Here is a 23,701-nt window from a genome sequence, read left to right on the forward strand (position 1 = left end):
GGTTCGAAACAGACCGAGGGACGACGAGCCTCATGGCTGCCAAAACTGTTCTTGACCTGGCCAAGGTCCGCAACATCGGGATCATGGCTCACATCGACGCTGGTAAGACCACGACGACTGAGCGGATCCTCTACTACACCGGTGTGACCCACAAGGTGGGCGAGGTCCACGATGGCGCCGCCACGATGGACTGGATGAAGGAGGAGCAGGAGCGGGGTATCACCATTACCTCGGCTGCTACCACCACCCACTGGGACGACCACACCATCAACATCATCGACACGCCCGGCCACGTCGACTTCACGGTCGAGGTCGAGCGGTCGCTGCGTGTGCTCGACGGTGCCGTCGCGGTCTTCGACGCCAAGGAGGGCGTTGAGCCCCAGTCGGAGCAGGTCTGGCGCCAGGCGGACCGCTACGGCGTCCCGCGTATCTGCTTCGTCAACAAGATGGACAAGATCGGCGCCGAGTTCCAGCGCTGTGTCGACATGTTCCGTGAGCGCCTCGGCGCCAACGCCATGCCGATCCAGCTCAACATCGGCGCCGAGAGCGACTTCAAGGGCGTCATCGACCTCGTCCGCATGAAGGCCTACGTCTGGAACGACGAGGCCGCGCTCGGCGAGATGTACGACACGGTCGACATCCCCGAGAGCCACGCCGACGCCGCCCGCGAGGCCCGCGACCAGTTCATCGAGACGCTGGCCGAGGCCGACGACGAGATCATGGAGATGTACCTGGAGGGCCAGGAGCCCACCGTGGAACAGCTCGTCTCCGCGATCCGCCGCGCGACCATCGCCGGTACGGCCGTCCCGGTCGTGTGTGGCACCGCGTTCAAGAACAAGGGCGTGCAGCCCCTGCTCGACGCGGTCACCGCCTACCTCCCCTCGCCGCTGGACGTCGAGGGCGTCGAGGGTCACGACCCCAAGGACGAGACCGAGGAGACCAAGCTCGTCCGCAAGCCGAGCAACGACGAGCCGCTGTCGGCCCTGGTCTTCAAGATCATGAGCGACCCGCACCTGGGCAAGCTGACCTACGTGCGTGTCTACTCCGGCGTTCTCCAGGCGGGCACCCAGGTGCTCAACAGCCTCAAGGGCCGCAAGGAGCGCATCGGCAAGATCTACCGCATGCACTCCAACAAGCGCGAGGAGATCTCCGAGGTCGGCGCCGGCGACATCGTCGCCGTCATGGGCCTCAAGGACACCACGACCGGTGAGACCCTGTGCGACCAGGCGAACCCGATCGTGCTGGAGTCCATGACCTTCCCGGCTCCGGTCATCGAGGTGGCCATCGAGCCCAAGACCAAGAGCGACCAGGAGAAGCTGGGCATCGCGATCCAGCGCCTGGCGGACGAGGACCCCTCGTTCCAGGTCGCCACGGACGACCAGACCGGTCAGACCGTGATCTCGGGCATGGGCGAGCTGCACCTCGAGGTGCTCGTCAACCGCATGCGCGACGAGTTCAAGGTCGAGGCGAACATCGGCAAGCCGCAGGTGGCCTACCGCGAGACCATTCGCAAGAAGGTCGAGGGGCACACCTACACCCACAAGAAGCAGACCGGTGGGTCGGGCCAGTTCGCCAAGGTCAAGATCGACATCGAGCCCCTGGAGACCGAGAGCGGCGACGCCTCGGGCTACGAGTTCGTCAACGCCGTCACCGGTGGCCGCATCCCGAGGGAGTACATCCCCTCGGTCGACGCCGGCTGCCAGGAGGCCGCCGAGCTGGGCGTGCTCGCGCACTACCCGCTCGTCGGCGTCAAGGTGACGCTCCAGGACGGCCAGTACCACGAGGTCGACTCCTCCGAGATGGCCTTCAAGACCGCCGGTTCGATCGCCTTCAAGGAGGCGGTCAAGCTGGCCAAGCCGACTCTCCTGGAGCCGGTCATGGCTGTCGAGGTCACCACCCCCGAGGAGTACATGGGTGACGTGATCGGCGACCTGAACTCCCGCCGTGGACAGATCCAGTCCATGGACGAGCGTTCCGGCGTCCGTATCGTCAAGGCCCAGGTGCCCCTCTCCGAAATGTTCGGCTACGTGGGTGACCTGCGCAGCCGCACGCAGGGTCGAGCCAACTACTCGATGGTGTTCGACTCCTACGCGGAGGTTCCGTCCGCTGTCGCCCAAGAAATTGTGGCGAAGGTCCGCGGCGAATAGTCGCGAACACGTAACCAGCCCGCTCCCCGTCCACGCGGGGAGCGAGCACCAGACAGCTCTGTACGTCTAGGAGACATCCAGTGGCGAAAGCAAAGTTCGAGCGGACTAAGCCGCACGTCAACATCGGCACCATCGGTCACATCGACCACGGCAAGACCACGCTGACCGCGGCCATCACCAAGGTGCTGCACGACGCGTACCCGGACCTGAACCCGTTCACGCCGTTCGAGGACATCGACAACGCTCCTGAGGAGCGCGAGCGCGGTATCACCATCTCCGTCGCCCACGTCGAGTACCAGACCGAGGCGCGCCACTACGCCCACGTGGACTGCCCCGGTCACGCCGACTACGTGAAGAACATGATCACGGGTGCGGCGCAGATGGACGGCGCCATCCTGGTCGTGGCCGCCACCGACGGCCCGATGCCGCAGACCAAGGAGCACGTGCTCCTGGCCCGCCAGGTCGGCGTGCCCTACATCGTGGTGGCCCTGAACAAGGCCGACATGGTGGACGACGAGGAGATCTTCGAGCTCGTCGAGCTCGAGGTCCGCGAGCTCCTCAGCGAGTACGAGTTCCCCGGCGACGACGTTCCCGTCACCAAGGTCTCCGCGCTCAAGGCGCTGGAGGGCGACGAGGAGTGGGGCAAGTCCGTCCTGGAGCTCATGGGCACCGTGGACCAGTTCATCCCCGAGCCCGAGCGTGACACCGAGAAGCCCTTCCTCATGCCGATCGAGGACGTCTTCTCGATCACCGGTCGCGGCACCGTCGTCACCGGTCGCATCGAGCGCGGCATCGTCAACGTCAACGAGACCGTCGACATCGTCGGTATCAAGGACGAGAAGCAGACCACCACGGTCACCGGTGTCGAGATGTTCCGCAAGCTGCTCGACCAGGGCCAGGCCGGCGACAACGTCGGTCTGCTCCTGCGCGGCATCAAGCGCGAGGACGTCGAGCGCGGCCAGGTCGTCATCAAGCCCGGCACGACCACCCCGCACACCGAGTTCGAGGCCCAGGTCGTCATCCTGTCCAAGGACGAGGGTGGCCGCCACACGCCGTTCTTCAACAACTACCGCCCGCAGTTCTACTTCCGCACCACGGACGTCACCGGCGTCGTGACGCTGCCGGAGGGCACCGAGATGGTCATGCCCGGTGACAACACCGAGATGACCGTCCAGCTCATCCAGCCCGTCGCGATGGAGGACGGCCTGAAGTTCGCCATCCGCGAGGGTGGCCGGACCGTGGGCGCGGGTCGCGTCACGAAGATCCTCAAGTAGTACCCGCGCGGGGGCGGCCCCTTCGGAGCCGTCCCCGCCGTGGTGGGCGGGCCGTGGGTCCACGGCCCGCCCGCCAGCACACAAGACGTCATCGGGCTCTGTGACGGTGACGCACCGCAGGGGCAAGCCCTGTTGCGGTTTCTCAAGGGAATAGGGGCTCACGGCTACAACGGCGGATCCGCCGGGCCTGGGCGTCTGTGACCGGGAACAGCTCACCGTTACGGACACTGAAGCGAAGGACGAACAGGCCACATGGCGGGACAGAAGATCCGCATTCGGCTAAAGGCCTATGACCACGAGGTCATCGACAGCTCGGCTCGCAAGATCGTCGAGACTGTGACGCGAACTGGCGCACAGGTCGCGGGCCCGGTGCCGCTGCCGACGGAGAAGAACGTTTACTGCGTCATCCGATCGCCGCACAAGTACAAGGACTCGCGCGAGCACTTCGAGATGCGCACGCACAAGCGGCTGATCGACATCATCGACCCCACGCCGAAGACGGTCGACTCGCTCATGCGACTCGACCTCCCGGCGGGCGTTGACATCGAGATCAAGCTTTAAGGACGCACAGACATGGCCACCAAGCAGATCAAGGGAGTTCTGGGCGAAAAGCTCGGCATGACCCAGGTCTTCGACGACACGGGCAAGATGGTGCCCGTGACGGTTCTGAAGGCCGGTCCGTGCGTCGTGAGCCGCATCCGGACTCCGGACACCGATGGCTACTCCGCCATCCAGCTCGGCTACGGGCAGATCAACCCGCGCAAGGTCAACAAGCCGCTCGGCGACTACCTGCGCAGGCACGACCTGACCCCGCGCCGCCACTACGTCGAGGTCCGCACGACCGACGCCACCGAGTACACGCTCGGCCAGGAGGTCACCGCGGACAGCTTCGAGATCGGCCAGAAGGTCGACGTCACGGGCAAGAGCAAGGGCAAGGGCTTCGCGGGTGTGATGAAGCGCCACGGTTTCCGCGGCCTCTCCGCCTCGCACGGTACCCAGCGCAAGCACCGCTCGCCCGGCTCCATCGGCGGCTGCGCCACGCCCGGCCGCGTGTTCAAGGGCATGCGGATGGCCGGTCGCATGGGCAACGTGCGCAAGACCGTCCAGAACCTGACCGTTCACTCCGTCGACGCGGAGAAGGGGCTCATCCTGGTCAAGGGTGCCGTCCCCGGTCCCAACGGCGGTCTGGTGCTCGTCCGCACCGCTGTGAAGGGGGACAAGTAAGCCATGGCCCAGATCGAGGTCAAGAACCCCGAGGGCGGCACCAAGGGCAGCGTCGAGCTGCCGGACACCGTCTTCGCCCAGCAGGTCAGCATCCCGCTGATCCACCAGGTCGTGAACGCCCAGCTCGCCGCTGGCCGTCAGGGCACGCACGCCACCAAGACCCGCGGCGACGTCCGCGGCGGTGGCAAGAAGCCCTACCGCCAGAAGGGCACGGGCCGGGCCCGCCAGGGTTCCATCCGCGCCCCGCAGTACACCGGCGGCGGCACGGTCCACGGACCCCAGCCGCGCGACTACAGCCAGCGCACCCCCAAGAAGATGAAGGCCGCCGCCCTGCGCGGAGCCCTCTCGGACCGGGCGCGCCACGGCCGCATCCACGTCGTCAGCCAGTTCGTGGCCGAGGACCTGGAGAGCAAGTTCACGCAGACCGCTCTGAAGGCGCTGCGCCAGGTCACCGAGTCCGACAAGGTCCTGGTGGTGCTGGCCCGCGACGACGAGCACAACCGGCGCGCCCTGCGCAACGTCGAAGAGGTGCACATCCTCGACGCGGACCAGGTGAACACCTACGACGTCCTGTACTCGGACGACGTGGTCTTCACCGAGGCGGGCTACGCCGAGTTCCTGGCCCACGCGGCCGGTGCCTCCAAGGCCGCGCAGTCCGAGGAGGACGACCAGTGAGGATCGCCGACCACCGGGACATCATCGTCGAGCCGGTGATCTCCGAGAAGAGCTACGGGCTCATGGACGAGAACAAGTACACGTTCATCGTCCGCCCGGACGCCAACAAGACCCAGATCAAGATCGCGATCGAGAAGATCTTCGAGGTGAAGGTCACGAGCGTGAACACGATCAACCGCAAGGGCAAGCGCAAGCGCACCCGCTTCGGTTACGGGAAGCGTCCCGACACCAAGCGCGCGATCGTCAGCGTCGCCGAGGGCGACCGGATCGACATCTTCGGTGTCTGACCTCTCCCGGGTCTGACCGCTACACACCAAGCAACACGTAAAGGAATGCGCGAAGAAGATGGGCATTCGTAAGTACAAGCCGACGACACCGGGTCGTCGCGGCTCCAGCGTGAGCGACTTCGTCGAGATCACGCGCTCGGAGCCCGAGAAGTCCCTGGTGCGTCCGCTCCACTCCAAGGGCGGTCGCAACGGCCACGGCCGCATCACCGCCCGCCACCAGGGCGGTGGCCACAAGCGCGCCTACCGCGTGATCGACTTCCGTCGTCACGACAAGGACGGCGTGCCGGCCAAGGTCGCCCACATCGAGTACGACCCGAACCGCACCGCGCGCATCGCGCTGCTCCACTACGTGGACGGTGAGAAGCGCTACATCCTGGCTCCGGCCGGCCTCAAGCAGGGCGACCGGGTCGAGAACGGTCCGCAGTCCGACATCAAGCCCGGCAACTGCCTCCCGCTGCGCAACATCCCCACGGGTACGTTCGTGCACGCGGTCGAGCTGAAGCCGGGCGGCGGCGCCAAGCTGGGCCGCTCCGCGGGCTCGCAGATCCAGCTCCTGGCCAAGGAGGGCAAGTACGCCACGCTGCGTATGCCCTCCGGTGAGATGCGCATGGTGGAGATCACCTGCCGCGCCACCGTCGGCCAGGTGGGCAACGCCGAGCAGTCCAACATCAACTGGGGCAAGGCCGGCCGCTCCCGCTGGAAGGGCAAGCGCCCGACCGTCCGCGGTGTCGTGATGAACCCGGTCGACCACCCCCACGGTGGTGGTGAGGGCAAGACCTCCGGTGGCCGCCACCCGGTCAGCCCCTGGGGTAAGAAGGAAGGCCGGACCCGGGCCAAGAACAAGGCCAGCGACAAGCTCATCGTGCGGCGTCGGCGTAGCGGTAAGAAGAAGCGGTAAGGAGCACGTCTGATGCCACGTAGCCTTAAGAAGGGTCCCTTCGTCGACGACCACCTCATCAAGAAGGTGGAGTCGCAGAACGAGAAGGGGACCAAGAACGTCATCAAGACGTGGTCCCGGCGGTCCATGATCGTTCCGGAGATGATCGGTCACACGATCGCCGTCCACGACGGCCGCAAGCACGTCCCCGTGTTCGTGTCCGAGTCGATGGTCGGCCACAAGCTCGGTGAGTTCGCTCCCACGCGTACTTTCCGCAGCCACGTCAAGGAAGACCGCCGTAGCCGCCGTTAGCGGTTGCAGCAGCAGAAAGAACCATTTCTCCACGGTGAGTGGAGATGAATTTCCGTGAGCGAGGGAAAAGCGATGGGAACGAGGGCACAGGCACGGTTCGTCCGTGTTACGCCCCGAAAGGCCCGCCGGGTGGTGGACCTTATTCGCGGGTTGCCCGCTGACGAGGCACAGGCGGTGCTCCGGTTCGCGCCCCAGTCGGCGAGCGAGCCTGTTGGCAAGGTGCTGGCTAGCGCCATCGCCAACGCCGAGCACAACGACAAGCTGGACCGCGGGACGCTGGTGGTCGAACGCGCGTGGGTGGACGAGGGTCCGACCCTGAAGCGCATTCGTCCGCGAGGCTTCGGCCGCGCCTTCCGGGTGACCAAGCGCACGAGCCACATCACCGTGGTCGTCGCTGAGCGCTCGGGCGCCTCGTCCAAGACGAAGGAAAGGACCCGATAGTGGGGCAGAAGGTAAACCCGCACGGGTTCCGCCTCGGAGTCACCACCGACTTCAAGAGCCGTTGGTACGCCGACAAGTCCTACAAGGACTACGTCAAGGAAGACGTCGCGATCCGTCGGATGCTGACCCGCGGCATGGAGCGTGCGGGCATCTCCAAGGTGGAGATCGAGCGCACCCGTGACCGCGTCCGCGTCGACGTCTACACCGCCCGGCCGGGCATCGTCATCGGCCGCCGCGGCGTCGAGGCCGACCGCATCCGGACCGACCTGGAGAAGCTGACCGGCAAGCAGGTCCAGCTGAACGTCTTCGAGGTCAAGAACCCCGAGATCGACGCGCAGCTCGTCGCCCAGGGCGTCGCCGAGCAGCTGAGCAGCCGCGTGGCCTTCCGCCGCGCGATGCGCAAGGCCATGCAGACCGCCATGAAGAGCGGTGCCAAGGGCATCCGCATCCAGTGCGGTGGCCGTCTGGGCGGGGCCGAGATGTCGCGCTCGGAGTTCTACCGCGAGGGCCGTGTGCCCCTGCACACCCTGCGCGCCGACATCGACTACGGCTTCTTCGAGGCCCGTACGACCTTCGGCCGCATCGGTGTGAAGGTCTGGATCTACAAGGGTGACGCACCTGCCACCCGCGCCGAGCGCGAGGCGGCCCAGGCCGCGCAGCGCTCCGCCGGTGGCGGCGGTGGCGGTGGCGGCGGTCAGCGCCGCGAGCGCCCCCAGCGTCGTCGTCGCGGCGGTGCCGGTGGCGGCCAGCCGCAGAACGCCGAGGCCAAGGCCCCGGCCGAGTCCGCGAAGTCCGAGGGGAGCTGACCAGTGCTTATTCCTCGTAAGGTCAAGTACCGCAAGCAGCACCACCCGGATCTGCGCGGCAAGGCCAAGGGCGGCACGACGGTCACTTTCGGTGAGTTCGGCATCCAGGCCCTGGAGTCGGCCTACGTGACGAACCGTCAGATCGAGTCCGCTCGTATCGCCATGACGCGTCACATCAAGCGTGGCGGCAAGGTGTGGATCAACATCTTCCCGGACCGCCCGCTGACCAAGAAGCCCGCCGAGGTCCGCATGGGTTCCGGTAAGGGTTCCCCGGAGTGGTGGGTCGCGCCGGTCAAGCCCGGTCGCGTGATGTTCGAGCTGTCGGGCGTGCCCGAGGCCATCGCCAAGGAGGCGATGCGCCGTGCGATGCACAAGCTCCCGATGAAGTGCAAGTTCGTTACGCGGGAGGGGGAGTGATGGCCAAGTCCGTGACTGCCCATGAGCTCCGTGACCAGTCCGTCGAGGACCTGGTCGCCAAGCTCAAGGAAGCCAAGGAAGAGCTGTTCAACCTCCGCTTCCAGGCCGCCACCGGCCAGCTCGACAACCACAGCCGACTGCGTACCGTCAAGCGCGAGATCGCCCGGATCTACACGATCCTGCGTGAGCACGAGCTGGGTATCGCCCCGCTGTCTGGTGAGTCGGCGCAGGAGAAGGAAGCAGCCGAATGAGTGAGAACCAGACCGCGACCCGCAACTACCGCAAGGTGCGCGAGGGCTACGTCGTCAGCGACAAGATGGACAAGACCGTCGTTGTCGAGGTCGAGGACCGCATCACGCACGCCAGGTACGGCAAGGTCATCCGTCGCACGTCCAAGTACAAGGCGCACGACGAGGCGAACTCCTGTGGCGTGGGCGACCTGGTCCGACTGATGGAGACCAGGCCGCTCTCCGCGACCAAGCGCTGGCGCGTCGTGGAGATCCTGGAGAAGGCTAAGTAACCCCAGCCTGTCGGCGGCCGGCACCCGTGCCGGCCGCCGATCCCGGGGGTGAGACCACCTAGCCGTGCGGCAGTGGACCGCACGCATCACATCAGGAGCAGACGTGATTCAGCAGGAGTCGCGACTCAAGGTCGCCGACAACACGGGTGCCAAGGAGATCCTCACCATCCGTGTTCTCGGTGGCTCGGGTCGGCGCTACGCCGGGATCGGCGACACGATCGTCGCCACGGTGAAGGACGCCCTGCCTGGCGCTGGAGTCAAGAAGGGCGACGTCGTCAAGGCCGTTGTCGTGCGCACCGTCAAGGAGCGCCGCCGGCCCGACGGCTCCTACATCCGCTTCGATGAGAACGCTGCCGTGCTCATCAAGGACGGTGGGGACCCGCGAGGCACCCGCATCTTCGGCCCGGTCGGCCGCGAGCTGCGTGACAAGAAGTACATGCGCATCATTTCGCTGGCGCCGGAGGTGCTCTAAGCGATGAAGATCAAATCTGGCGACGAGGTCATCGTTCTCGCCGGCAAGAACCGGGGTGCCACCGGCAAGGTCGTCAAGGCCCTGCCGAAGGAAGACCGTGTCGTTGTCGAGGGCGTCAACCTGGTCAAGAAGCACAGGAAGGCCAACCCGGCGGGCGGCCAGCAGGGCGAGGTCGTCACCAAGGAGGCCCCGATCCACGTGAGCAACGTCGCGCTCGTGGAAGACGGCAAGGCCACCCGGGTCGGCTACCGCTTCGAGGAAGACGGAACCAAGGTTCGCGTCTCCCGCCGCACCGGTAAGGACATCTGATGACGGTTACCAACGACATCACCGCCCCTCCGATGCCGCGGCTCAAGGAGAAGTACCGTAACGAGATCGTTGCCGCCCTCAAGGAGGAGCACGGCATCGGCAACATCATGCAGGTCCCCGGTCTGACGAAGATCGTGGTCAACATGGGTGTTGGCGAGGCGGCTCGTGACGCGAAGCTGATCCAGGGCGCGATCGCCGACCTGTCGGCGATCACCGGCCAGAAGCCGCGGATCAACCGGGCCAAGAACTCCATCGCGCAGTTCAAGCTGCGCGAGGGTCAGCCGATCGGCGCCAGCGTCACGCTGCGCGGCGACCGGATGTGGGAGTTCCTCGACCGGCTGCTCTCCCTGGCCCTGCCCCGTATCCGGGACTTCCGCGGCCTGTCCCCGAAGCAGTTCGACGGGAACGGCAACTACACCTTCGGGCTGACCGAGCAGGTCATGTTCCACGAGGTGGACCCGGACAAGGTCGACCGGCAGCGTGGGATGGACATCACGGTCGTCACCACCGCCACGAGCGACGAACAGGGCCGCAGCCTGCTCAAGCGGCTCGGTTTCCCGTTCAAGGAAGCCTGAGGGGTAAGCACACATGGCCAAGAAGTCCCTGATCGCGAAGTCGCAGCGGAAGCCGAAGTTCGGCGTTCGCGCGTATACTCGATGCTCGCGGTGCGGCCGCCCGCGCGCCGTCTTCCGGAAGTTCGGCCTCTGCCGTATCTGCTTCCGTGAGATGGCCCACCGGGGCGAGCTGCCCGGTATCACCAAGTCGAGCTGGTAGTTTCCGGCGGGGCCGACCGTTCGCCCACCCCTGGGCGCACGGAGTCGGCCCCCCGAAGCGCCATCCTCGGCGCGTACAGCGTCCGTGACCGCACGATGCGGCACGGTCCGGCAACATCCAACCACCAGGGCACGGCAGTCCCGAAGGGGACCGCGGTGCCCACGACCACGCCGTAGGTCCGTTTGTGCACCTTCGCGGGAGTACCCGCGCAAGGGCAGGCTCTGGGAAAGCCCGCACTCGGAAACCGCGGTGAGGAAGGGCCAGTCGGCCATGACGATGACCGACCCGATCGCAGACATGCTCACGCGTCTGCGCAACGCGAATTCGGCTTACCACGACACCGTGGCGATGCCGTATTCCAAGATCAAGGCGCACATCGCCGAGATCCTCCAGCAGGAGGGCTTCATTCAGGGCTGGCGGACCGAGGAGGCCCCCGTGGGCCAGAACCTCGTCCTGGACCTGAAGTACGGCCCCACCCGGGAGCGTTCCATCGCGGGCATCCGCCGGGTCTCCAAGCCCGGTCTGCGGGTGTACGCCAAGAAGGAGAACCTGCCGCGGGTGCTGGGTGGCCTCGGCGTGGCGATCATTTCGACGTCCGGCGGCCTGATGACCGAAAAGCAGGCCAAGAAGCGTGGCGTGGGCGGCGAAGTCCTCGCCTACGTCTGGTAACAGGGAGAGATTGAAGCATGTCGCGAATCGGTCGACTGCCGCTCTCGGTCCCCAAGGGCGTCGAAGTCACGATTAACGGGCAGGACGTCACCGTCAAGGGTCCGAAGGGCGAGCTGAAGCACACCGTCGCCGAGCCGATCACCGTGGCCCTGGAGGACGGGGTCGTCACGGTGGCGCGTCCGGACGACAAGCCGGAGAACCGCTCGCTGCACGGTCTGACCCGTGCGCTCATCGCCAACCTCGTCGAGGGCGTGGCCAAGGGCTACACCAAGACGCTGGAGATCCACGGCGTGGGTTACCGCGTCCAGGCCCGCGGCTCCAACCTGGAGTTCTCGCTGGGCTACAGCCACCCCGTCGTGGTCGAGCCCCCCGCGGGCATCAGCTTCCGCGTGGAGAAGCCGACCATCCTCCACGTCGAGGGCATCGACAAGCAGCTGGTGGGCCAGGTCGCCGCGAACATCCGCGGTCTGCGTAAGCCTGACCCGTACAAGGCCAAGGGCGTGCGGTACCAGGGTGAGCACATCCGCCGCAAGGCCGGAAAGGCTGGTAAGTAGGCATGGGTAGCACCGTGAGCCGCAAGCGGACCACCAAGCGCGCCACCTCCCGTGCGCGCCGCCAGTTCCGCGTCCGCAAGAAGGTCGTGGGTACCGCCGAGCGTCCGCGCCTGGCCGTCTTCCGCTCCTCCAAGCACATCGTCGCGCAGGTGATCGACGACACCAGGGGTCACACCCTGGCCGCCGCCTCCAGCGTCGAGGCCGACCTGCGCGCCGACGAGGGCACCAAGTCCGACAAGTCCGTCAAGGTCGGTCAGCTCATCGCCGAGCGCGCCAAGGCCGCCGGTGTCTCCACGGTCGTCTTCGACCGCGGCGGCAACCAGTACGCCGGTCGTATCGCCAAGCTCGCCGACGCGGCGCGCGAGGGCGGGCTGGAGTTCTAGCGATGACCTCTGCAACGGCCAAGATCAACCACGAGAAGAGGAACCACTGATGGCTGCAGCACCGCGGCGCGGCGCCGGTGGCGAGCGGCGTGATCGCCGTGACGATCGCCGCGGCGGCGCCGCAGACAAGGGTGTCTCCTACATCGAGAAGGTCGTGACCATCAACCGGGTCGCGAAGGTCGTCAAGGGCGGCCGTCGCTTCTCCTTCACCGCCCTGGTCGTCGTCGGCGACGGCAACGGCATGGTCGGTGTCGGTTACGGCAAGGCCAAGGAGGTCCCGGCCGCGATCGCCAAGGGTGTCGAGGAGGCGAAGAAGAACTTCTTCCGCGTTCCCCGCATCCAGGGCACGATCGTGCACCGGGTCCAGGGCGAGGACGCTGCCGGCGTCGTCCTGCTCCGTCCGGCCGCCCCGGGTACCGGCGTCATCGCCGGTGGCCCCGTGCGCGCCGTGCTGGAGTGCGCCGGCATCCACGACGTGCTGAGCAAGTCGCTCGGCTCGTCCAACCCGCTGAACATCGTGCACGCCACCGTGGCGGCTCTGAAGGGCATCAACCAGCCCGAGGAGATCGCCGCCCGCCGTGGCCTGCCGATCGAGGACGTCGCCCCGGCTGCCATGCTGCGTGCTCGCGCTGAGGCGAAGGCAGGAGCCTGACCATGGCCAAGCTCAAGATCACGCAGACCCGCTCCAAGATCGGCGGCAAGGTGAAGCAGCACGCTGCTCTCCAGTCGCTGGGCCTGGGCCGGATCGGCAAGTCCACCGTCCGTGAGGACCGCCCTGAGGTTCGCGGGCAGATCACGATCGTCGCGCACCTCGTCTCTGTCGAGGAGGTTGCCGAATGAGCGACTACAACCCCGACGAGCTGCTCAAGCTGCACCACCTGCGTCCCGCCCCGGGCTCCAACAAGGCCAAGATCCGCAAGGGTCGCGGCGAGGCGTCCAAGGGCAAGACCGCAGGTCGTGGCACCAAGGGCACGAAGGCTCGTAACACCGTCCGCCCCGGCTTCGAGGGCGGGCAGATGCCCCTCATCCGCCGGGTGCCCAAGCTCAAGGGCTTCAGCAACGCCCGGTTCAAGACGACCTACCAGGTCGTCAACCTGGACCGGCTGAGCGAGCTCTACCCCGAGGGTGGCGAGGTCACCGTCGAGAGCCTGGTCGCCAAGGGCGCGGTTCGCAAGAACCAGCTCGTCAAGGTGCTGGGCACGGGTGAGATCTCCGTCGCCGTGCAGGTGAGCGCGCACGCGTTCTCCTCCTCGGCGAAGGAGAAGATCTCCGCCGCCGGTGGCTCCACCACCGAGCTGTAGGGGTCTTCCCCGCGATGAGCGACTGGGGGCGTTCGCCCGGCAGGTCTAGGACCGGCTGGCGGACGCCCCCACGCGTTGTGAGCGGTGATCGTTATGACTCACGAACTCAACTGCCGAGTGATCACTGTTACAGTGCCATCTGTTTGAGTTCATCGCTTGACGTACTGTGAATACTTCCGAGCAACGGGCGACCGCCCGGAGCTGACGTTCTACGACGATTCAGGATCGGCCGCGATGTCTGGAACCCGTTCCGCCGCCGAAGCTGCGCAGGAGGAGACGTGCTAGGTGCGTTCGTTCGTGCATTCCGCACGCCCGACCTGCGCAACAAGCTGCTGTTCACACTGTTCATCCTGACGATCTTCCGTCTGGGCTCGGTGATCCCGGCGCCGGGTATCAACTCCGCGGCGATCAGGGACCAGATGGAGGCGATCACCTCCTCGGACCAGTCCGGTGTGTACGCGCTCGTCAACCTGTTCAGCGGCGGTGCCCTGCTGCAACTGGCGGTGTTCGCGCTCGGGGTCATGCCGTACATCACCGCGAGCATCATCATCAACCTGCTCACGGTGGTGATCCCCCGTCTGGAGGCCCTCAAGAAGGAGGGCCAGTCCGGACAGAGCAAGATCACCCAGTACACCCGCTACCTGACGCTCATGCTCGGTGTCCTCCAGGCCACCAGCATCGTCGCCATGGCCCGGACGGGCGCCCTGTTCCAGGGGGCCATCCCGGTCAGCTCCTACATGCCCAACCAGGACATCCTCACCCTGGTGACCATCGTGTTCACGATGACCGCCGGTACCGCCATCATCATGTGGTTCGGCGAGCTCATCACCGAGCGCGGCGTGGGCAACGGCATGTCGCTGCTGATCTTCACCCAGGTCATCGCGATGTTCCCCTCCTCCATGATCGCGCTGTTCCAGGAGCGCTCGATCTGGGTCTTCTCCCTCATCTGCATCGCCGGCCTGGTGCTCATCACCGCGGTGGTCTTCATGGAGCAGGCCCAGCGCCGCATCCCGGTGCAGTACGCCAAGCGCATGGTCGGCCGCCGCATGTACGGCGGCAGCTCGACCTACATCCCGCTGAAGGTGAACCAGGCGGGCATCATCCCCGTGATCTTCGCCTCCTCGCTGCTGTACCTGCCGCAGCTGCTCGTGGGACTCATGGGACAGGACTCCACCCATCCCGTGGTGACCTTCGTGCAGGACTACTTCCTCACCGGCACCCACCCCGTGTACATGGCGACGTTCTTCGTCATGATCATCGGCTTCGCGTTCTTCTACGTGGCGATTACCTTCAACCCCGCTGAGGTCGCCGACAACATGAAGAAGTACGGTGGGTTCATCCCGGGTATCCGACCAGGGCGTCCGACCGCCGAGTACCTCGACTACGTGCTGACGAGGCTGACGACCCCCGGATCCCTGTACCTGGGTGTGATCGCTCTCCTGCCGATGGTCGCCCTCGGCGCCACCGGCGCCAGTGCGAACTTCCCCTTCGGAGGGACGAGCATCCTGATCATGGTCGGCGTCGGGCTGGACACGGTGAAGCAGATCGAGAGTCACCTCCAGCAGAGGAACTACGAAGGTTTTCTGCGATAAATGCGAGCAGTATTGGTGGGGCCGCCTGGGGCCGGCAAGGGCACCCAGGCCCAGATCCTCGCGTCCGAGCTGTCGATCCCCAAGGTGTCCACGGGCGACATCTTCCGGGCCAACGTCAGCGGCAAGACCGACCTCGGCAAGAAGGCCAAGGAGTACATGGACCGCGGTGACCTCGTCCCCGACGAGGTCACCAACGCCATGGTCAGGGACCGACTGGCGCAGGAGGACGCCGCCGCGGGCTTCCTGCTCGACGGCTTCCCGCGCAACGTCCCGCAGGCCGAGACGCTCAAGGGCATCCTCTCCGACCTCGACACCACCCTGGACGTCGTCCTGGAGCTGAGGGTGGACGAGGAGGAGGTCGTCAAACGCCTCTCGGGCCGCCGCTCGTGCCCCGAGTGCGGCCAGGTGTACCACGTGGAGTACGACGCCCCGAAGGTCGCGGGCAGGTGCGACAACGAGGGCGCCGAGCTGTACCAGCGCGAGGACGACCGCGAGGAGACCATCCGGCACCGCCTGGAGGTCTACCGCGAGCAGACGGCTCCACTGGTGCAGTTCTACGAGGCCGAGGGCCTGCTGGCCACCATCGCCGCCACGGGGTCCGTGGAGGAGGTGACGGCCCGCGCCAAGGCCGCCATCGACAAGGTCGGGGCCGGCTCCTGATGTTCGGCAAGAACGATCCGGACGTGCAGATCAAGACGCCGGAGCAGATCGCCAGGATGAGGGCGGCGGGCCAGGTCGTGGCCCGCGCCCTGGACACCCTCCGGGCCGCGGTGCGGCCCGGGGTGTCGACCCTGGAGCTGGACTCCGTCGCGGAGAAGGTCATCCGCGACGCGGGCGCCGTCCCCTCCTTCAAGGGCTACCACGGCTTCCCGGGCTCCATCTGCGCCTCGGTGAACGAGGAGGTCGTCCACGGCATCCCCAGCGCGCAGCGGGTGCTGGCCGAGGGCGACATCATCTCCGTCGACTGCGGGGCCATCCTGGAGGGTTGGCACGGCGACTCGGCGATCACCGTCGCGGTCGGCGAGGGCCGCCCCGAGGACCTGCGCATGATGGAGGTCTGCGAGGAGTCCATGTGGCAGGGGATCGCCGAACTGCGTCCGGGCAGGCGCCTGGGTGACATCGGCCACGCGATCGACGGCCACATCTCCCGCAACGGCGGCTACGGCAACGTCCGCGAGTACGGCGGCCACGGCATCGGCACCGAGATGCACATGGACCCGCACGTGCTCAACTACGGCAAGCGCGGCAAGGGCATGAGGCTGGTCGAGGGCATGTGCCTGGCCATCGAGCCGATGACCACCCTGGGCCGCCACGACGTGGTGCAGCTCGACGACGGCTGGACCGTGGTGACGCGCGACGGCGGGCGCGCCGCGCACTTCGAGCACACGGTCGCGGTGACCGCGGACGGGCCCGTCGTGCTGACCGCGCGCGAGTCCGACCGCGATAAAATCGCCGACATGGGGTTCGTCCAGCCGACCTGGTAGGGGTCTCGTCCCGCGCGGAGCGCGGGGGCCGCTTCCGGGTGAAGATGCGAGGTGCGCGCAGTGTCCGACCCGGTGCCGTCGATACGAACGTCCGACGCGGAACGCGACCGCGTGGCCCAGCTCCTCCAGGAGCACTTCGCCCAGGGGCGGCTGGACCACGAGGAGTTCACCGACCGCCTCGGCCGCGTCTACAAGGCCAGGACCACGGATGAGCTGGCCACGGTCACCAACGACCTCCCCGAGCGCGACCTCGCGGACATCCGCGGGGCCTCCTCCCGGGACGAGGAGTTCGCGGTGGCCCCTCCGATCAGCATGCGCGACCCGGCGCTGATGGTGCCGTGGGCCCTCTACGCCGGGGTCAACATCCTGTGCTTCGTCATCTGGCTGATCCTGTTCCTCACCACCGACTACGACTACCCGTGGTTCCTGTGGGTCATGGGGCCGTGGGGCATCGTGATGGGCATGGTGACCGTGGGGGTCCTGGCCGGGCAGAAGCACCACTCCGACGGCGACGGGACACCCTAGGTCCGGGGCCCGTGCCCGCACGCGTTCCGGTGCGGTAGTGTGCTCCGTTCGACTGTTAGGAGTACTTGCCGGAAGGGGATAGACTGTCCTTGCCCATACGCGGGCTGTTGGGTCAGTCTGCCTTCTTCGCGCCACGTCCTCCAACCGACGTTCGCCTTTTGCAGTTGGCCTGAACTTCCAGTGTCCCTCGGCGTCGGTGACGGCCATCCGCCGTTGCCGGGGCCGTAGCGTCATGCGGGGCCACTGGGGTCGCGTCGGGTTGTCCTGATCAACCAAACGATGAGCGAGGCGTGGAAGGACATGGCCAAGAAAGACGGCGCCATCGAGATCGAGGGTTCCGTTGTCGAGTCCCTACCCAACGCTATGTTCAAGGTAGAGCTCGACAACGGGCACCAGGTCCTTGCCCACATCAGCGGCAAGATGCGGATGAACTACATCCGTATTCTCCCCGACGACCGGGTCGTCGTGGAGCTGAGCCCGTACGACCTCACGCGCGGGCGCATCGTTTACCGCTACAAGTAGCCCCTCACGGGCCTCGCGGCCCGGGAGAGTATGAGTTCGGAGTCACCATGAAGGTCAAGCCGAGCGTGAAGAAGATCTGCGCGAAGTGCCGCGTGATCCGCCGTAACGGCCGGATCATGGTCATTTGCTCGGACCCGCGGCACAAGCAGCGCCAGGGTTAGTCACCCCCGCTCCGCTCGCCGCGGCTTCACACACCGCGATCGGCCCGGCCGGTGCGCCAGCACCGCACCGGGCGCACGACACAACGAAAACCTGTTCCGACTCCCGCCGCCAGTGCGGCGCGGGAGCCACCCCCGGTCGGAGGCCGGGGCCTCGTCGATTGGGCGACGAGAGGGTGGAACGGGCCAGACCTCCGCATAGGGCATTAGGAGTCTCGCCCACATGGCACGTATCGAAGGCGTTGACCTTCCCCGCGACAAGCGGGTGGAGATCGCTCTCACGTACATCTTCGGGATCGGGCGCACCCGCGCCCTGGAGACGCTGAAGAGCACCGGCGTCGACGGCAACACGCGCGTCTACGAGCTGACCGAGGAAGACCTCGTCAAGCTGCGCGAGTGGATCGGCTCGAACTACCAGGTCGAGGGTGACCTGCGCCGTGAGGTGCAGGGCGACATCCGCCGCAAGATGGAGATCGGTAGCTACCAGGGCATCCGCCACCGCCGTGGGCTCCCGGTCCGCGGTCAGCGCACGCAGACCAACGCGCGCACCCGCAAGGGCAAGAAGAAGACCGTGGCCGGTAAGAAGAAGGCCGGTAAGAAGTAGTCCGCTCGGACTGGACTGTAAGCACGCGTCCGGGAACGACAACGGACCGATGATCTCTGGGAGTTTCGCTCATGCCGCCTAAGGGCCGTCAGGGTGCCGCGCGCAAGGTGCGCCGCAAGGAAAAGAAGAACATTGTCCACGGGCACGCTCACATCAAGAGCACGTTCAACAACACGATCGTGAGCATCACCGACCCGACCGGTGCCGTGATCTCGTGGGCCAGCTCCGGCCAGGTGGGCTTCAAGGGTTCGCGCAAGTCGACCCCCTACGCCGCGCAGATGGCCGCCGAGGCTGCTGCCCGCCGCGCCCAGGAGCACGGCGTCCGCAAGGTGGACGTCTTCGTGAAGGGCCCGGGCTCGGGCCGGGAGACCGCCATCCGCTCGCTCCAGGCGACCGGGCTGGAGGTCGGCTCCATCCAGGACGTGACGCCGGTTCCGCACAACGGCTGCCGTCCGCCCAAGCGCCGCCGGGTCTGATCCCGCACCGGCGCCCGCGCACCTACCCGCGCGGGCGCCGCGCCTGGTTCCGCGCGCCCCCCTGCGGGGGAACCGCGCGGACGGGGTAGGAATCCGAGTAGTGGACACCGACGTGGTGTCCGCCGGGTGGCCGTCAAATAGCGGGCGGCCATGTGGAAGGGAAGACACGGACCATGTTGATCGCACAGCGTCCCACGCTCACCGAGGAAGCCTCCTCGGACCTGCGCTCGAAGTTCGTCATCGAGCCGCTGGAGCCGGGCTTCGGCTACACCATCGGCAACTCGCTTCGGCGCACCCTGCTGTCCTCCATCCCCGGCGCGGCTGTCACGAGCATCCGCATCGAGGGCGTCGAGCACGAGTTCACCACCGTGCCCGGTGTCAAGGAGGACGTCACCGAGATGATCCTCAACCTCAAGGGCCTGGTCGTCAGCTCCGAGCACGACGAGCCGGTGCTGATGTACCTGCGCAAGCAGGGCCCCGGTGTGGTGACCGCCGCGGACATCGCTCCGCCGGCCGGTGTCGAGGTGCACAACCCCGACCTGCACATCGCCACGCTCAACGGCAAGGGCAAGCTGGAGATGGAGCTGACGGTCGAGCGCGGCCGCGGCTACGTCTCGGCGACGCAGAACAAGCAGGCCGGGCAGGAGATCGGCCGCATCCCGATCGACTCCATCTACTCCCCGGTCCTGCGTGTGACCTACAAGGTCGAGGCCACCCGTGTCGAGCAGCGCACCGACTTCGACCGCCTGATCGTGGACATCGAGACCAAGCCGGCCATCCGTCCCCGGGACGCGGTCGCCAGCGCGGGCAAGACCCTGGTCGAGCTGTTCGGTCTGGCGCGTGAGCTCAACGTCGACGCCGAGGGCATCGACATGGGCCCGTCGCCCACGGACGCCGCCCTGGCGGCGGACCTGGCGCTGCCGATCGAGGACCTCAACCTCACGGTCCGGTCCTACAACTGCCTCAAGCGTGAGGGCATCCACAGCGTCGGTGAGCTGGTTGCCCGCTCCGAGCAGGACCTGTTGGACATCCGCAACTTCGGTGCCAAGTCCATCGACGAGGTCAAGCAGAAGCTCGTCGACATGGGCCTGTCGCTGAAGGACTCCCCGCCCGGATTCGACCCCAGCTCGGCGGCCGACTCCTACAGCTCCGAGGACGACGAGGGCGAGTCCTTCGTCGAGACGGAGCAGTACTAACCGACCTTCGTCGCCCACATGGTCCCCGGCCGAGTGCGGCCGCGGACCGCATCACTAGGAGAACGACACCATGCCCACGCCTACCAAGGGCGCCCGTCTGGGTTCCGGGCCCGCTCACGAGCGGCACATCCTGGCGAACCTCGCCACCTCGCTGTTCCAGCACGGCCGCATCCGCACCACCGAGGCCAAGGCCAAGCGCCTGCGCCCGTACGCGGAGAAGCTGATCACCCTCGGCAAGCGCGGTGACCTGCACGCCCGCCGCCAGGTCCTGACCAAGATCACGGACAAGGCCGTCGTGCACGAGCTCTTCACCGAGATCGGCCCGCGCTACGAGAACCGTCCCGGTGGCTACACCCGGATCACCAAGATCGGTCCGCGCAAGGGCGACAACGCCCCGATGGCCGTGATCGAGCTGGTCGAGGCCCTGAGCGCCCAGGCCGCCGCCCCGGCCGCCAAGCCCGCGGCGCAGGAGGCCGAGGAGCCCAAGGCCGACGCGACCGCCGTGGCGGACGAGGCCGGCGACCAGCCGGCGGAGGACACCACCTCCGACCAGACCGCCAAGGCCGACGAGACGGCCCAGGCGGAGGGCCCGGCTGACGACAAGTAGCGTGTGGGGCGCGGGGACGCGAACGCGTCCCGCGCACGCACCGCTCGGCGAGTGCCCGATCCCCGCGGGGGTCGGGCACTCGTCTTTTTCGTGGACGCGGAGGAGTGGCGGGTTATGGACGAGACGACGGTCCGGGTGCGGTTGGACGTGGCCTACGACGGCACGGACTTCTCCGGGTGGGCCGCGCAGCCGGGCCGGCGCACGGTGCAGGGCGAGCTGGAGGCGGCGCTGGCGCGGGTGCTGCGCCTGCCGGAGGTGTCGCTGACGTGCGCGGGGCGCACGGACGCCGGTGTGCACGCGCGGGGGCAGGTGGCGCAGGCCGACATCCCCGCGCGGACGTGGGAGAGCGAGGGGGAGCGCGTGCTCCGGCGCCTGGCCGGGGTGCTGCCCAAGGACGTGCGGGTGCGCGCGGCGCGGCTGGCGCCGCCCGGGTTCGACGCCCGGTTCTCGCCGCTGTTCCGGCGGTACCTGTACCGGGTGAGCGACGCGCCCTACGGGGTGGACCCGCTGCTGCGGCGGGACGTGCTGTGGCACCGCAGCCCGCTGGACGCGGACCGGATGAACGCGGCGGCGGAGCGCCTGGTGGGTGAGCACGACTTCGCGGCGTTCTGCAAGAGGCGCGAGGGCGCGACGACCATCCGGGAGCTGCTGCGCCTGGAGTGGACCCGGGTGGACGAGCACCTGCTGCACGGGACGATCCAGGCGGACGCGTTCTGCCACAACATGGTGCGCGCGCTCGTGGGCGCGCTCCTGGCGGTGGGCGACGGGCGCAGGGACGCGGACTGGCCGGGGAAGGTGCTCGGCGCCGGTACGCGGGACTCGTCGGTGCACGTGGTGGGGCCGCAGGGGCTCAGCCTGGAGGAGGTGCGCTACCCGGCCGACGAGGAGCTGGCCGTGCGCGCCTCGGCGACCCGTCGCGTGCGGGAGCTGCCGTGCCGGGGCCACTCGGCCTGAGGGGCGGCTCCGAGAGCGCGGGCAGCACGGGGCGGCGGGGAGGGAGTCCCCCCTTTTACCAGGCTAGAGCTGAGCAGGGCTCCGGGAAAGCGCGTAATCCGGCCTGTGGACAAGGGGAGGGGCACCGGTCTCCCGGATGCCCCTCGCGGCCTCAGTCGACGTGTGCCGGTCCCGGATCCATCCAGTGCCGGTGCAGCAGAGCGATCTGCTCGGGCAGCACCCGCGACACCGACAGCTCCGGCAGGTCGTCCACGTCGAACCAGGCTCTGGCGCTGGTCTCGGCGGTGCTGGAGGCGGGGGCGCCGGCCTCCGCGGTGCTGGGGGCGGGGACGCCGGTCTCCGCGGTGATGAAGGCGGGGTCGGAGTCGGCCAGCGGCGCGCACACGAAGAGGAGCTTGTAGATGTGGCGGTCGTAGACCGGCACGTGGGGCCACAGGTGCCGGTCGAGGACCCCGGCGAGGTGGACGGCCCGCACGGACAGCCCCGCCTCCTCGCGGACCTCGCGTTCGACCGCCTGACTGGGACTCTCCAGGACGTCGCACCACCCGCCGGGCAGGGTCCAGCGGTGGTCGTCCGAGATCTCGCGGACGAGCAGCACCCGTCCGGAGGGGTCGAAGACGCCGCCGCGCACGTCGAGCTTGGGCGTGGTGTAACCGGCGGCCGAGGCCACGCCGCGCTCGTACCCGGGCAGCTCCCCGGCGGCCACCAGCTGCATCAGGTCGCGGGCCAGGGCGCCGACGCGGTGGAACCGCTCGATGTCGAACTCGTTGGTGCTGTACGCCAGCCCCGACTCCGACTGCGCCGTCAGCTCCATCGCGACGCGCCGGATCCGTTCGGCGGGTTCTGTCATCGTCATGCTCTCCTCCCGGGCTCGCGGACCGGCCCGCCGGGACTCCTGCCCGCCCCGGACGCTGACGGAACCCGCCCGTGGACACGAAGAAGGGGCACCCGGAAGCCGGGTGCCCCTCGCGGGTGCGGGTGAGCGCTCAGCCGCGGTTCTCGCTGAGGCTGGTGTGGGCCTCCTGGAGGAAGCCCTCGCTGATGGCGCGCAGCTCGGTGGCGGACTCGCTCTCGGCGCCCTCCTCGGTGCCGTCGCTGTTGGCCGCCAGGGAGAAGAGCAGGTAGCGGCCCCACTGGCCGCTGCTGCCGTGGCCGCCGGAGTGACCCAGGCGCTCGGCGGGGCTGCCCTCCTCGCCGGGCAGACCGGCGAACCACTGGGTGGCCACCAGGTCCTGTGCCTCCATCGCGGTGGCCGCCTCCTCGCCGGTGGGCATGGCGGCGACGCCCACGGTCACCGCGTGGCCCTCGTCCTCGCTGAGGTAGGAGGCGCGCACCATCTGGCGGCACTCGTTGTCGGCGAGCACCTGGCCGTAGTCGCCGTGGGCCCCGGCGGCGCAGTCCTCGGCGTCCTCGACGGCCACGCGGGTGAACGTGCCCTGGCCCTCGACCTCCATGCTCTCGGGGAAGAGGGCCTCGACGTCGAGCGCGCCCGGGTCGTCGGCCTCGTCGGCGACGGTCGCGGCGTTCGCGCCGCCCGAGCCCATGCTGGTGGCGAGGAAGAACGTCCCGCCGCCCGCCAGGACCAGCAGCACGGCGAAACCGGCGATCATCATGATCCGGCGCTTGCGGGCGCGCGCGTCCGCGCCGCCGTCACCGTAGCGGTAGTCGTCGTCGTTGTCGTAGCCGTCGTAGTCGTCGTAGTCGTTGATCCCCTGGGCGTCGAACTGCGCGGTGTCCACACCGGCGTCGTCGGGGACCTCGTCCCGGAACAGGGGGCGTCCGCCGGGCGAGGCGGGGACGGGGCTGATGTGCTGCGTGGCGCCCATCGCGTCCGGGGGGAACACAGGCTCCTCCCGGACGGGCGCCGGGAGCGCGGCGGGGGGCTGCTGCGGGGCCTGGAAGGCCTGCTGGGCGGACGGGGGAGCCGAACCGGGGGGCATGCCCGGGGGAGGGCCGACGGGCGCTCCGGGGTGGCCGGGAGCGCCGGGACGGCCCTGCGGTACGCCCTGCGCGCCGGGGGGGAGCCCCGGAACGGGGCCCTGGGGTCCGGGCCGGTGGCCGGGGGCGTGCGGCGGCACGGGGGCGCCCGGCGGGAGGGCCCCGGGTGGAAGGGGCTGGCCGTGCTGTCCGGGCTGGCCCGG

Annotated in this window: 36 protein-coding genes; 34 read left to right on the plus strand and 2 right to left on the minus strand. The window is 68.0% G+C overall.

Annotated elements, in window-relative coordinates; translation table 11 throughout:
- The first annotated feature begins 32 nt into the window (after positions 1-32).
- The 34 genes from fusA (at position 33) to truA (ending at position 21,560) form a co-directional block, all read left to right on the plus strand.
- Entirely contained in the window at positions 33-2,147 is a 2,115-nt protein-coding gene (fusA, locus tag EV372_RS13910) for an elongation factor G (protein ID WP_130396345.1), read from the plus strand.
- 80 nt (positions 2,148-2,227) lie between these two features.
- Positions 2,228-3,421 carry an elongation factor Tu gene (gene tuf / locus EV372_RS13915; protein WP_019610093.1) on the plus strand — a complete coding sequence of 398 codons (1,194 nt, stop codon included), beginning with the start codon at positions 2,228-2,230 and terminating at the stop codon, positions 3,419-3,421.
- Between the two features lie 252 nt (positions 3,422-3,673).
- Positions 3,674-3,982 carry a 30S ribosomal protein S10 gene (rpsJ, locus tag EV372_RS13920; protein WP_013156110.1) on the plus strand — a complete coding sequence of 103 codons (309 nt, stop codon included), beginning with the start codon at positions 3,674-3,676 and terminating at the stop codon, positions 3,980-3,982.
- A 12-nt stretch (positions 3,983-3,994) separates the two neighbouring features.
- Positions 3,995-4,645 carry a 50S ribosomal protein L3 gene (rplC, locus tag EV372_RS13925; RefSeq protein WP_130396346.1) on the plus strand — a complete coding sequence of 217 codons (651 nt, stop codon included), beginning with the start codon at positions 3,995-3,997 and terminating at the stop codon, positions 4,643-4,645.
- A 3-nt stretch (positions 4,646-4,648) separates the two neighbouring features.
- Positions 4,649-5,320 (plus strand): 50S ribosomal protein L4, encoded by a 672-nt coding sequence (gene rplD, locus EV372_RS13930; protein ID WP_013156112.1) that lies wholly within the window; start codon positions 4,649-4,651, stop codon positions 5,318-5,320.
- Positions 5,317-5,607, plus strand: coding sequence for a 50S ribosomal protein L23 (gene rplW, locus EV372_RS13935; RefSeq protein ID WP_013156113.1), 291 nt, complete (start codon positions 5,317-5,319; stop codon positions 5,605-5,607). Before rplD ends, rplW begins: the two co-directional genes overlap by 4 nt.
- A gap of 58 nt (positions 5,608-5,665) precedes the next feature.
- On the plus strand, positions 5,666-6,505 hold the full coding sequence (gene rplB, locus EV372_RS13940) for a 50S ribosomal protein L2 (RefSeq protein WP_013156114.1): 840 nt from the start codon (positions 5,666-5,668) through the stop codon (positions 6,503-6,505).
- Between the two features lie 12 nt (positions 6,506-6,517).
- Positions 6,518-6,796 carry a 30S ribosomal protein S19 gene (gene rpsS, locus EV372_RS13945; RefSeq protein WP_013156115.1) on the plus strand — a complete coding sequence of 93 codons (279 nt, stop codon included), beginning with the start codon at positions 6,518-6,520 and terminating at the stop codon, positions 6,794-6,796.
- A 72-nt stretch (positions 6,797-6,868) separates the two neighbouring features.
- On the plus strand, positions 6,869-7,237 hold the full coding sequence (gene rplV / locus EV372_RS13950; protein WP_013156116.1) for a 50S ribosomal protein L22: 369 nt from the start codon (positions 6,869-6,871) through the stop codon (positions 7,235-7,237).
- Complete coding sequence (rpsC, locus tag EV372_RS13955; RefSeq protein ID WP_013156117.1) at positions 7,237-8,043, plus strand: 30S ribosomal protein S3; 807 nt, start codon at positions 7,237-7,239, stop codon at positions 8,041-8,043. The genes rplV and rpsC overlap by 1 nt, the downstream gene beginning before the upstream one ends.
- A 3-nt stretch (positions 8,044-8,046) precedes the next feature.
- Positions 8,047-8,460: a 50S ribosomal protein L16 gene (rplP, locus tag EV372_RS13960; RefSeq protein ID WP_013156118.1), complete on the plus strand. Its 414-nt coding sequence runs from the start codon at positions 8,047-8,049 to the stop codon at positions 8,458-8,460.
- Positions 8,460-8,711: a 50S ribosomal protein L29 gene (gene rpmC / locus EV372_RS13965; protein ID WP_013156119.1), complete on the plus strand. Its 252-nt coding sequence runs from the start codon at positions 8,460-8,462 to the stop codon at positions 8,709-8,711. The genes rplP and rpmC overlap by 1 nt, the downstream gene beginning before the upstream one ends.
- Positions 8,708-8,980 carry a 30S ribosomal protein S17 gene (rpsQ, locus tag EV372_RS13970; RefSeq protein WP_013156120.1) on the plus strand — a complete coding sequence of 91 codons (273 nt, stop codon included), beginning with the start codon at positions 8,708-8,710 and terminating at the stop codon, positions 8,978-8,980. The genes rpmC and rpsQ overlap by 4 nt, the downstream gene beginning before the upstream one ends.
- 103 nt (positions 8,981-9,083) lie before the next feature.
- A complete protein-coding gene (rplN, locus tag EV372_RS13975; RefSeq protein ID WP_013156121.1) occupies positions 9,084-9,452 on the plus strand; it encodes a 50S ribosomal protein L14 in 369 nt (122 codons plus the stop codon).
- Positions 9,453-9,455: 3 nt separating this feature from the next.
- Complete coding sequence (gene rplX, locus EV372_RS13980; protein WP_013156122.1) at positions 9,456-9,761, plus strand: 50S ribosomal protein L24; 306 nt, start codon at positions 9,456-9,458, stop codon at positions 9,759-9,761.
- Positions 9,761-10,336 carry a 50S ribosomal protein L5 gene (gene rplE, locus EV372_RS13985; protein ID WP_013156123.1) on the plus strand — a complete coding sequence of 192 codons (576 nt, stop codon included), beginning with the start codon at positions 9,761-9,763 and terminating at the stop codon, positions 10,334-10,336. The genes rplX and rplE overlap by 1 nt, the downstream gene beginning before the upstream one ends.
- A 13-nt stretch (positions 10,337-10,349) precedes the next feature.
- Positions 10,350-10,535, plus strand: a complete 186-nt coding sequence (locus tag EV372_RS13990) for a type Z 30S ribosomal protein S14 (RefSeq protein WP_013156124.1) — start codon at positions 10,350-10,352, stop codon at positions 10,533-10,535.
- A gap of 270 nt (positions 10,536-10,805) precedes the next feature.
- The gene (gene rpsH, locus EV372_RS13995; RefSeq protein WP_013156125.1) at positions 10,806-11,204 is read left to right on the plus strand and encodes a 30S ribosomal protein S8; all 399 of its coding nucleotides are present in this window, start codon (positions 10,806-10,808) and stop codon (positions 11,202-11,204) included.
- A 17-nt stretch (positions 11,205-11,221) separates the two neighbouring features.
- Positions 11,222-11,758 carry a 50S ribosomal protein L6 gene (gene rplF, locus EV372_RS14000; protein WP_013156126.1) on the plus strand — a complete coding sequence of 179 codons (537 nt, stop codon included), beginning with the start codon at positions 11,222-11,224 and terminating at the stop codon, positions 11,756-11,758.
- A 2-nt stretch (positions 11,759-11,760) separates the two neighbouring features.
- Positions 11,761-12,141, plus strand: coding sequence for a 50S ribosomal protein L18 (gene rplR, locus EV372_RS14005; protein ID WP_019610096.1), 381 nt, complete (start codon positions 11,761-11,763; stop codon positions 12,139-12,141).
- Positions 12,142-12,190: 49 nt separating this feature from the next.
- The gene (gene rpsE / locus EV372_RS14010; protein ID WP_013156128.1) at positions 12,191-12,793 is read left to right on the plus strand and encodes a 30S ribosomal protein S5; all 603 of its coding nucleotides are present in this window, start codon (positions 12,191-12,193) and stop codon (positions 12,791-12,793) included.
- 2 nt (positions 12,794-12,795) lie between these two features.
- Positions 12,796-12,981 carry a 50S ribosomal protein L30 gene (gene rpmD, locus EV372_RS14015; protein ID WP_013156129.1) on the plus strand — a complete coding sequence of 62 codons (186 nt, stop codon included), beginning with the start codon at positions 12,796-12,798 and terminating at the stop codon, positions 12,979-12,981.
- Positions 12,978-13,442, plus strand: coding sequence for a 50S ribosomal protein L15 (gene rplO / locus EV372_RS14020; protein ID WP_047869966.1), 465 nt, complete (start codon positions 12,978-12,980; stop codon positions 13,440-13,442). Before rpmD ends, rplO begins: the two co-directional genes overlap by 4 nt.
- Before the next feature lie 278 nt (positions 13,443-13,720).
- Positions 13,721-15,034, plus strand: a complete 1,314-nt coding sequence (gene secY / locus EV372_RS14025; protein WP_019610097.1) for a preprotein translocase subunit SecY — start codon at positions 13,721-13,723, stop codon at positions 15,032-15,034.
- Positions 15,035-15,694, plus strand: coding sequence for an adenylate kinase (locus tag EV372_RS14030; protein WP_197044256.1), 660 nt, complete (start codon positions 15,035-15,037; stop codon positions 15,692-15,694).
- Positions 15,694-16,518, plus strand: a complete 825-nt coding sequence (map, locus tag EV372_RS14035; RefSeq protein ID WP_130396347.1) for a type I methionyl aminopeptidase — start codon at positions 15,694-15,696, stop codon at positions 16,516-16,518. The genes EV372_RS14030 and map overlap by 1 nt, the downstream gene beginning before the upstream one ends.
- Positions 16,519-16,578: 60 nt before the next feature.
- Positions 16,579-17,043 (plus strand): DUF1707 domain-containing protein, encoded by a 465-nt coding sequence (locus EV372_RS14040; protein ID WP_130396348.1) that lies wholly within the window; start codon positions 16,579-16,581, stop codon positions 17,041-17,043.
- Positions 17,044-17,343: 300 nt separating this feature from the next.
- Entirely contained in the window at positions 17,344-17,565 is a 222-nt protein-coding gene (gene infA / locus EV372_RS14045; RefSeq protein WP_013156135.1) for a translation initiation factor IF-1, read from the plus strand.
- A 47-nt stretch (positions 17,566-17,612) separates the two neighbouring features.
- On the plus strand, positions 17,613-17,726 hold the full coding sequence (rpmJ, locus tag EV372_RS14050; RefSeq protein ID WP_013156136.1) for a 50S ribosomal protein L36: 114 nt from the start codon (positions 17,613-17,615) through the stop codon (positions 17,724-17,726).
- 220 nt (positions 17,727-17,946) lie between these two features.
- On the plus strand, positions 17,947-18,327 hold the full coding sequence (rpsM, locus tag EV372_RS14055) for a 30S ribosomal protein S13 (protein WP_013156137.1): 381 nt from the start codon (positions 17,947-17,949) through the stop codon (positions 18,325-18,327).
- 71 nt (positions 18,328-18,398) lie between these two features.
- Positions 18,399-18,803, plus strand: a complete 405-nt coding sequence (rpsK, locus tag EV372_RS14060; protein WP_013156138.1) for a 30S ribosomal protein S11 — start codon at positions 18,399-18,401, stop codon at positions 18,801-18,803.
- Positions 18,804-18,976: 173 nt separating this feature from the next.
- Complete coding sequence (locus EV372_RS14065) at positions 18,977-19,999, plus strand: DNA-directed RNA polymerase subunit alpha (RefSeq protein ID WP_013156139.1); 1,023 nt, start codon at positions 18,977-18,979, stop codon at positions 19,997-19,999.
- Positions 20,000-20,069: 70 nt separating this feature from the next.
- Positions 20,070-20,606 (plus strand): 50S ribosomal protein L17, encoded by a 537-nt coding sequence (gene rplQ, locus EV372_RS14070; RefSeq protein WP_130396349.1) that lies wholly within the window; start codon positions 20,070-20,072, stop codon positions 20,604-20,606.
- 114 nt (positions 20,607-20,720) lie between these two features.
- Positions 20,721-21,560 carry a tRNA pseudouridine(38-40) synthase TruA gene (truA, locus tag EV372_RS14075; RefSeq protein WP_130396350.1) on the plus strand — a complete coding sequence of 280 codons (840 nt, stop codon included), beginning with the start codon at positions 20,721-20,723 and terminating at the stop codon, positions 21,558-21,560.
- A 151-nt stretch (positions 21,561-21,711) separates the two neighbouring features.
- On the opposite strand, the gene EV372_RS14080 is transcribed toward truA, so the two are convergent.
- Together EV372_RS14080 and EV372_RS14085 are read right to left on the minus strand one after the other, a co-directional pair.
- The gene (locus EV372_RS14080; RefSeq protein ID WP_130398918.1) at positions 21,712-22,410 is read right to left on the minus strand and encodes an NUDIX hydrolase N-terminal domain-containing protein; all 699 of its coding nucleotides are present in this window, start codon (positions 22,408-22,410) and stop codon (positions 21,712-21,714) included.
- Positions 22,411-22,546: 136 nt separating this feature from the next.
- Positions 22,547-23,500 (minus strand): hypothetical protein, encoded by a 954-nt coding sequence (locus tag EV372_RS14085; protein ID WP_130396351.1) that lies wholly within the window; start codon positions 23,498-23,500, stop codon positions 22,547-22,549.
- Between the last annotated feature and the right edge of the window lie 201 nt (positions 23,501-23,701).

The sequence above is a fragment of the Nocardiopsis sp. CNZ308 genome, assembly GCF_004217075.1.

Bases quoted from the DNA above. Each gene is read 5' to 3' on its own strand.
- fusA (WP_130396345.1), top strand. From the start codon at position 33: ATGGCTGCCAAAACTGTTCTTGACCTGGCCAAGGTCCGCAACATCGGG.
- rpsJ (WP_013156110.1), top strand. From the start codon at position 3,674: ATGGCGGGACAGAAGATCCGCATTCGGCTAAAGGCCTATGACCACGAG.
- rplC (WP_130396346.1), top strand. From the start codon at position 3,995: ATGGCCACCAAGCAGATCAAGGGAGTTCTGGGCGAAAAGCTCGGCATG.
- rplD (WP_013156112.1), top strand. From the start codon at position 4,649: ATGGCCCAGATCGAGGTCAAGAACCCCGAGGGCGGCACCAAGGGCAGC.
- rplB (WP_013156114.1), top strand. From the start codon at position 5,666: ATGGGCATTCGTAAGTACAAGCCGACGACACCGGGTCGTCGCGGCTCC.
- rpsS (WP_013156115.1), top strand. From the start codon at position 6,518: ATGCCACGTAGCCTTAAGAAGGGTCCCTTCGTCGACGACCACCTCATC.
- rplV (WP_013156116.1), top strand. From the start codon at position 6,869: ATGGGAACGAGGGCACAGGCACGGTTCGTCCGTGTTACGCCCCGAAAG.
- rpmC (WP_013156119.1), top strand. From the start codon at position 8,460: ATGGCCAAGTCCGTGACTGCCCATGAGCTCCGTGACCAGTCCGTCGAG.
- rpsQ (WP_013156120.1), top strand. From the start codon at position 8,708: ATGAGTGAGAACCAGACCGCGACCCGCAACTACCGCAAGGTGCGCGAG.
- rplX (WP_013156122.1), top strand. From the start codon at position 9,456: ATGAAGATCAAATCTGGCGACGAGGTCATCGTTCTCGCCGGCAAGAAC.
- rplE (WP_013156123.1), top strand. From the start codon at position 9,761: ATGACGGTTACCAACGACATCACCGCCCCTCCGATGCCGCGGCTCAAG.
- EV372_RS13990 (WP_013156124.1), top strand. From the start codon at position 10,350: ATGGCCAAGAAGTCCCTGATCGCGAAGTCGCAGCGGAAGCCGAAGTTC.
- rpsH (WP_013156125.1), top strand. From the start codon at position 10,806: ATGACGATGACCGACCCGATCGCAGACATGCTCACGCGTCTGCGCAAC.
- rplF (WP_013156126.1), top strand. From the start codon at position 11,222: ATGTCGCGAATCGGTCGACTGCCGCTCTCGGTCCCCAAGGGCGTCGAA.
- rplR (WP_019610096.1), top strand. From the start codon at position 11,761: ATGGGTAGCACCGTGAGCCGCAAGCGGACCACCAAGCGCGCCACCTCC.
- rpsE (WP_013156128.1), top strand. From the start codon at position 12,191: ATGGCTGCAGCACCGCGGCGCGGCGCCGGTGGCGAGCGGCGTGATCGC.
- rpmD (WP_013156129.1), top strand. From the start codon at position 12,796: ATGGCCAAGCTCAAGATCACGCAGACCCGCTCCAAGATCGGCGGCAAG.
- rplO (WP_047869966.1), top strand. From the start codon at position 12,978: ATGAGCGACTACAACCCCGACGAGCTGCTCAAGCTGCACCACCTGCGT.
- EV372_RS14030 (WP_197044256.1), top strand. From the start codon at position 15,035: ATGCGAGCAGTATTGGTGGGGCCGCCTGGGGCCGGCAAGGGCACCCAG.
- map (WP_130396347.1), top strand. From the start codon at position 15,694: ATGTTCGGCAAGAACGATCCGGACGTGCAGATCAAGACGCCGGAGCAG.
- infA (WP_013156135.1), top strand. From the start codon at position 17,344: ATGGCCAAGAAAGACGGCGCCATCGAGATCGAGGGTTCCGTTGTCGAG.
- rpmJ (WP_013156136.1), top strand. From the start codon at position 17,613: ATGAAGGTCAAGCCGAGCGTGAAGAAGATCTGCGCGAAGTGCCGCGTG.
- rpsM (WP_013156137.1), top strand. From the start codon at position 17,947: ATGGCACGTATCGAAGGCGTTGACCTTCCCCGCGACAAGCGGGTGGAG.
- rpsK (WP_013156138.1), top strand. From the start codon at position 18,399: ATGCCGCCTAAGGGCCGTCAGGGTGCCGCGCGCAAGGTGCGCCGCAAG.
- EV372_RS14065 (WP_013156139.1), top strand. From the start codon at position 18,977: ATGTTGATCGCACAGCGTCCCACGCTCACCGAGGAAGCCTCCTCGGAC.
- rplQ (WP_130396349.1), top strand. From the start codon at position 20,070: ATGCCCACGCCTACCAAGGGCGCCCGTCTGGGTTCCGGGCCCGCTCAC.
- truA (WP_130396350.1), top strand. From the start codon at position 20,721: ATGGACGAGACGACGGTCCGGGTGCGGTTGGACGTGGCCTACGACGGC.
- EV372_RS14080 (WP_130398918.1), bottom strand. From the start codon at position 22,410: ATGACAGAACCCGCCGAACGGATCCGGCGCGTCGCGATGGAGCTGACG.
- EV372_RS14085 (WP_130396351.1), bottom strand. From the start codon at position 23,500: ATGCCCCCCGGTTCGGCTCCCCCGTCCGCCCAGCAGGCCTTCCAGGCC.